This window comes from Mycobacterium sp. Marseille-P9652, assembly GCF_902652685.1.
In the GTDB taxonomy this organism is placed as follows: Bacteria; Actinomycetota; Actinomycetes; order Mycobacteriales; family Mycobacteriaceae; genus Mycobacterium.
The window spans coordinates 1-7,007 of record NZ_CACRUY010000101.1 but is presented as its reverse complement, the minus strand read 5'-3'; the positions used below and the strand labels follow the sequence as shown (position 1 = coordinate 7,007).

At 68.2% G+C, this 7,007-nt stretch carries 2 protein-coding genes and 1 pseudogene; 2 read left to right on the top strand and 1 reads right to left on the bottom strand.

Going from position 1 to position 7,007, the window contains the following annotated elements:
• Positions 1–267: 267 nt before the first annotated feature.
• Together gltB and GPY60_RS25940 are read left to right on the top strand one after the other, a co-directional pair.
• Entirely contained in the window at positions 268–4,851 is a 4,584-nt protein-coding gene (gene gltB / locus GPY60_RS25945) for a glutamate synthase large subunit (protein ID WP_156690561.1), read from the top strand.
• Entirely contained in the window at positions 4,844–6,298 is a 1,455-nt protein-coding gene (locus GPY60_RS25940; protein ID WP_156690560.1) for a glutamate synthase subunit beta, read from the top strand. Before gltB ends, GPY60_RS25940 begins: the two co-directional genes overlap by 8 nt.
• A gap of 342 nt (positions 6,299–6,640) precedes the next feature.
• Here GPY60_RS25940 and GPY60_RS26795 read toward each other — a convergent pair.
• Positions 6,641–7,007: pseudogene (locus tag GPY60_RS26795) on the bottom strand (PE family protein); the annotation flags it as partial.

Here is a 7,007-nt window from a genome sequence, read left to right as displayed (position 1 = left end):
AAATTCACGGGACTTCCACCTGCGGGCTAGACTTGGGGAAGTTGGCATGTCAGGCGGGTAGTGTCATATCGTTTTACGACTTGTCGAGACAGATTCCAGGCCACCGTTCAGAGCTGCACGGACAAACCTCGTACCGGATCATTTCCGCCTGGGGGACAGCCTACCGACAAGACCGAAGGGACTCAGCCCGCAACCAATAGGGGTGGGGGCCCCGACGGAGCCGCGCAAGCGGCAGCCGAGAACTTTGTGGTGAAGGGTCAGGTGGAAATGACGCGCAAGCGCGTCGGGTTGTACAACCCCGCGTTCGAGCACGACGCCTGCGGCGTGGCCATGGTCGTCGACATGCATGGCCGACGCACCCGCGACATCGTGGACAAGGCGATTACCGCTCTGCTCAACCTGGAACACCGCGGCGCCCAGGGCGCCGAGCCGCGCAGCGGTGACGGCGCGGGCATCCTTATCCAGGTCCCGGACGACTTCCTGCGCGCGGTCGTGGACTTCGAGCTGCCGCCCGCCGGCGAATACGCGACCGGCATCGCGTTCCTGCCGCAGTCGTCGAAGGACGCCGCGGCCGCCTGCGCAGCGGTGGAGAAGATCGCCGAGGCCGAGGGCCTTCAGGTGCTGGGCTGGCGCAACGTGCCCACCGACGACTCGTCGCTGGGTGCGCTGTCGCGCGACGCGATGCCCACGTTCCGCCAGGTGTTCCTGACCGGCGCCGAGGGCATGACGCTGGAGCGCCGGTGCTACGTGGTCCGCAAGCGTGCCGAGCACGAGCTCGGCACCAAGGGCCCGGGCCAGGACGGCCCCGGGCGCGAAACCGTCTATTTCCCAAGCCTTTCGGGTCAGACGATGGTGTACAAGGGCATGCTGACCACCCCGCAGCTCAAGGCGTTCTACCTCGACCTGCAGGACGATCGGATGACCAGCGCGCTGGGCATCGTGCACTCGCGGTTCTCCACCAACACGTTCCCGTCGTGGCCGCTGGCGCATCCGTTCCGCCGCGTGGCCCACAACGGCGAGATCAACACCGTCACCGGTAACGAGAACTGGATGCGGGCCCGCGAAGCGCTCATCAAGACCGACGTGTTCGGGTCGCAGGCCGACGTCGAGAAGCTCTTCCCCATCTGCACTCCCGGCGCCTCGGACACGGCGCGGTTCGACGAGGTGCTCGAGCTGTTGCACCTCGGCGGCCGCAGCCTGGCCCACGCGGTGCTGATGATGATTCCCGAGGCCTGGGAACGCAACGATTCGATGGATCCGGCCCGGCGGGCGTTCTACCAGTACCACGCCTCGTTGATGGAGCCATGGGACGGTCCCGCGTCGATCACGTTCACCGACGGCACGATCGTCGGCGCGGTGCTCGACCGCAATGGCCTTCGCCCGTCACGCATCTGGGTGACCGAGGACGGCCTGGTGGTGATGGCGTCGGAGGCCGGCGTGTTGGACCTGGACCCGGCCACGGTGGTCCGCCGGATGCGGCTGCAGCCGGGCCGGATGTTCCTGGTGGACACCACGCAGGGCCGGATCGTCGCCGACGAGGAGATCAAGGCCGAGCTGGCCGCCGAGCATCCCTACCAGGAGTGGCTCGACAAGGGCCTGGTTCCGCTGGACAAGTTGCCGCAGGGCGACTACTCGCGGATGCCCCACGAGCGACTCGTCAAGCGGCAGTTGACGTTTGGCTACACCTACGAGGAGCTCAACCTGCTGGTGGCGCCGATGGTGCGCACCGGCGCCGAGCCGATCGGCTCGATGGGCACCGACACCCCGGTCGCCGTGCTCTCCGAGCGCCCGCGGATGCTCTACGACTACTTCCAGCAGCTTTTCGCCCAGGTGACCAACCCGCCGCTGGACGCCATCCGCGAGGAAGTGGTGACCAGCCTGCAGGGCACCACGGGCGGAGAGTGCGATCTTCTCTCACCGGACGAATTGTCGTGTCACCAGATCATGCTGCCGCAGCCGATCCTGCGGAACCACGAGCTGGCGAAGCTGATCAATCTCAACCCCGACGACGAGGTCAACGGACGCCCACACGGCATGCGCTCCAAGGTGATTCGCTGCCTGTACCCGGTCGCCGAGGGCGGTGCCGGGCTGGCGGCGGCTCTCGAGGACGTGCGCGCGCAGGCGTCGGCCGCCATTGCCGAGGGCGCGCGGCTGATCATCCTGTCCGACCGCGAGTCCAACGAGCAGCTCGCCCCGATCCCGTCGCTGCTCGCCGTCGCGGGCGTCCACCACCACCTGGTGCGCGACCGCACCCGTACCCACGTGGGCCTGGTCGTCGAGACCGGCGACGCCCGCGAGGTGCACCACATGGCGGCGCTGATCGGTTTCGGTGCGGCGGCGGTCAACCCCTATCTCGCGTTCGAGTCGATCGAGGACATGCTCGACCGTGGCGTGATCGACGGGATCGACCGCAACTCGGCGCTGAGCAACTACGTCAAGGCTGCCGGCAAGGGCGTGCTCAAAGTGATGTCCAAGATGGGCATTTCGACGCTCGCGTCCTACACCGGCGCGCAGCTGTTCCAGGCCGTCGGCATCTCCGAGAACGTGCTCGACGAGTACTTCACCGGGCTGAGCTGCCCGATCGGCGGGATCACCCTCGAGGACATCGCCGCCGACGTAGCCACCCGCCACCGGCTGGCGTACCTCGACCGGCGTGACGAGCGCGCGCACCGCGAGCTCGAGGTTGGTGGGGAGTACCAGTGGCGCCGCGAGGGCGAGTACCACCTGTTCAACCCCGAGACGGTGTTCAAGCTGCAGCACTCCACCCGCACCGGCCAGTACAAGATCTTCAAGGACTACACCCGCCTGGTCGACGACCAGAGCGAGCGGATGGCGTCGCTGCGCGGCCTGCTGAAGTTCCGCGGCGGCCTGCGTCCGCCCGTCCCGCTCGACGAGGTGGAGCCGGCCAGCGAGATCGTCAAGCGGTTCTCCACCGGGGCGATGAGCTACGGGTCGATCTCGGCCGAGGCGCACGAGACGCTCGCCATCGCGATGAACCGGCTCGGCGGCCGCTCGAACAGCGGTGAGGGCGGCGAGGACGTCAGCCGTTTCGAGCGCGACGAGAACGGGGACTGGCGCCGCAGCGCGATCAAGCAGGTCGCCTCGGCCCGGTTCGGGGTGACGTCGCACTACCTGACGAACTGCACCGACATCCAGATCAAGATGGCGCAGGGCGCGAAACCCGGTGAGGGCGGCCAGCTTCCGGGGCACAAGGTGTACCCGTGGGTGGCCCGGGTCCGGCACTCGACCCCGGGCGTGGGGCTGATCTCGCCGCCGCCGCACCACGACATCTACTCGATCGAGGATCTGGCGCAGCTCATTCACGACCTGAAGAACGCCAACCCGGCCGCCCGGGTGCACGTGAAGCTGGTGAGTGAGAACGGCGTCGGCACCGTGGCCGCGGGCGTGTCCAAAGCCCACGCCGATGTGGTGCTGATCTCGGGTCACGACGGCGGCACGGGCGCCACCCCGTTGACGTCGATGAAACATGCGGGCGCCCCGTGGGAGCTGGGCCTGGCCGAGACGCAGCAGACGTTGCTGCTCAACGGGTTACGCGACCGCATCGTGGTCCAGGTGGACGGCCAGCTCAAGACGGGCCGCGACGTGATGGTCGCCGCGCTGCTCGGCGCCGAGGAGTTCGGTTTCGCCACGGCCCCGCTGGTGGTGGCCGGCTGCATCATGATGCGGGTGTGCCACCTGGACACGTGCCCCGTCGGCGTGGCCACGCAGAACCCGCTGCTGCGGGAGCGGTTCACCGGCAAGCCCGAGTTCATCGAGAACTTCTTCATGTTCATCGCCGAAGAGGTTCGGGAATACATGGCGCAGTTGGGCTTCCGCACCCTCAACGAGGCCGTCGGTCAGGTGGGGGCGCTCGACACCACCCTGGCCCGCGCGCACTGGAAGGCCCACAAGCTGGACCTGAGCCCGGTGCTGCACGAGCCGGAGTCGGCGTTCATGAACCAGGACCTGTACTGCAGCTCGCGTCAGGATCACGGCCTGGACAAGGCGCTCGACCAGCAGTTGATCGTGATGAGCCGCGAGGCGCTGGATTCCGGCAAGCCGGTGCGGTTCTCGACGACCATCAGCAACGTCAACCGCACGGTCGGCACCATGCTGGGCCACGAGCTGACGAAAGCCTACGGGGGACAGGGTCTGCCCGACGGGACCATCGACATCACGTTCGACGGCTCGGCGGGCAACAGCTTCGGCGCCTTCGTCCCGCGCGGCATCACCCTGCGGGTGTACGGCGACGCCAACGACTACGTCGGCAAGGGGCTGTCCGGAGGCCGGATCGTGGTGCGGCCGTCGGACAACGCGCCGCAGGACTACGTCGCCGAGGACAACATCATCGGCGGCAACGTGATCCTCTTCGGCGCCACCAGCGGGGAGGTGTTCCTGCGCGGCGTCGTCGGCGAGCGCTTCGCGGTGCGCAACTCCGGTGCGCTCGCGGTGGTGGAGGGCGTCGGCGACCACGGCTGCGAATACATGACCGGCGGCAAGGTCGTGATCCTCGGCCCCACCGGCCGCAACTTCGCGGCCGGTATGTCCGGTGGCGTCGCGTACGTGTACGACCCCGACGGCGAACTGCCGAAGAACCTCAACACGGAAATGGTAGAGCTCGAGAGCATCGATGAAGACGACGCAGACTGGCTGTGCGGCATGATCCAGAGTCATGTCGATGCCACCGATTCCCCTGTCGCACAGCGCATCCTGGCCGATTGGCACCAGCAGCAGCGGCACTTCGCCAAGGTGATGCCGCGCGACTACAAGCGGGTGCTGCAGGCGATCGCCGAGGCCGAGCGCGAGGGCGTGGACGTGGACAAGGCGATCATGGCGGCCGCGCATGGCTGACCAGACCGGCTTCCTGAAGTACACCCACCGGGAACTTCCCCAGCGCCGCCCCGTCCCGTTGCGCCTGCGCGACTGGAACGAGGTCTACGAGGACTTCGACGACGAGGTCCTGCGTGAGCAGGCGACCCGCTGCATGGACTGCGGTATCCCTTTCTGCCACAACGGATGTCCGCTGGGCAACCTGATCCCGGAGTGGAACGACCTCACCCGCAAGGGCCGTTGGGGCGAGGCGATCGAGCGGTTGCACGCCACCAACAACTTCCCCGACTTCACCGGCCGGCTCTGTCCCGCGCCGTGCGAGCCGGCGTGTGTGCTGGGCATCAACCAGGATCCGGTGACGATCAAGCAGATCGAGCTGGAGATCATCGAGCACGCCTTCGACCAGGGGCTGGTGGTTCCGCTGCCGCCGGACACGCTGACCGGGAAGGCCGTCGCCGTCGTCGGCTCGGGCCCGGCCGGGCTGGCCGCGGCCCAGCAGCTGACGCGTGCGGGCCACAAGGTGACCGTGTTCGAGCGTCAGGACCGCATCGGCGGCCTGCTGCGCTATGGCATCCCCGAGTTCAAGATGGAGAAGCGGTTCCTGGACCGCCGGCTGGATCAGATGCGGGCCGAGGGCACCGAGTTCCGCGCGAACGTCAACGTCGGCGTCGACATCACCGCCGAGCAGTTGCGGGCCGACTTCGACGCGGTCGTCCTGGCCGGTGGCGCGACGGCGTGGCGCGACCTGCCGGTGCCCGGCCGCGACCTGGACGGCATTCACCAGGCGATGGAGTTCCTGCCGTGGGGCAACCGGCAGGCCCTGGGCGAACTCGACGGCGAGCCGCCGCTGAACGCCAAGGGCAAGAAGGTGGTCATCATCGGCGGCGGCGACACCGGCGCCGACTGCCTGGGCACCGTGCACCGGCAGGGCGCGGTCGCCGTGCACCAGTTCGAGATCATGCCGAGGCCGCCGGAGGTGCGTGCCCCGTCGACGCCCTGGCCCACCTACCCGCTGATGTACCGCGTCTCGTCGGCTCACGAGGAGGGCGGCGAGCGGGTGTTCTCGGTCAACACCGAGCAGTTCGTCGGCGAGGACGGGCGCGTGACCGCCCTGAAGGCCCACGAGGTCACCATGCAGGACGGCAAGTTCGTCAAGGTCGAGGGTTCCGACTTCGAACTCGAGGCCGACCTGGTGTTGCTGGCGATGGGCTTCGTCGGTCCGGAGAGGGAGGGCCTGCTCTCCGACCTCGGGGTCGAACTCACCGACCGCGGCAACGTGGCGCGCGGGGCGGATTTCGACACGTCCGTCCCTGGCGTATTCGTTGCCGGTGACATGGGTCGTGGCCAGTCACTGATCGTCTGGGCGATAGCTGAGGGCAGGGCCGCGGCGGCGGCCGTCGACCGGTTCCTGATGGGCACGACCGCGCTGCCGGCGCCGGTCAAGCCGACGGCGGCGCCCCTTACTTAGTCACATCAGTCACACCAGAAACAACAGAATTCAATTCGGCGTTTCTGCATACGTTTGCCAGACGACGGGTGTCTAATTGACCGCTGTGGGCTTCATGGCACAGAGGCCCCGGCCGAACGGACCGTCGCAGGAGTGGTCACTGTGCATATGAATTCAGTATATCGGTCACGGGTGGGGCGAATGGCCTGGTCATGGCTCCGCCATCCGGTGAAGAGCCGCGAATTCCCCGCCAAGCACGAACGTCTGGTGACCGCCGAGGAGATGCTCCTCTTCGGCGTGTAGTCACTTGTCAGTGCCGGCCACCGCCACACTGGGGTTTGCTCAGCCCCCGGGAAGCTGGGTCTACGCTTGGCCGTTGTTGCCGCCGGCGGACCCCGCAACGCCGAGCCCCCCACCGCCGCCGACGCCCGGGGCGCCACCGTCGCCTCCCGCGTTCTGGTAAGCGTTGACGTTCCCGCCCAGTCCGCCCGCGCCGCCGACGGTGCCGGCGAAACCGTGGCCTCCGTCGTAGGGCGTGCCGCCCGTGACGGCAGCGCCGCCGCCCCGCCCGCCGCCGGTGCCTGAACCGCCGGTATTGGAGATGCCGCCCGAGCCGGTTACGCCGAGGGCTGTGGCGAACCCGCCTCCGCCTCCGGCCCCGGCGGTACCGCCGGCAGCCGCGCCTCCGCCTCCGCCTCCGCCTCCGCCATACGCGCTGAACCCCTTGATG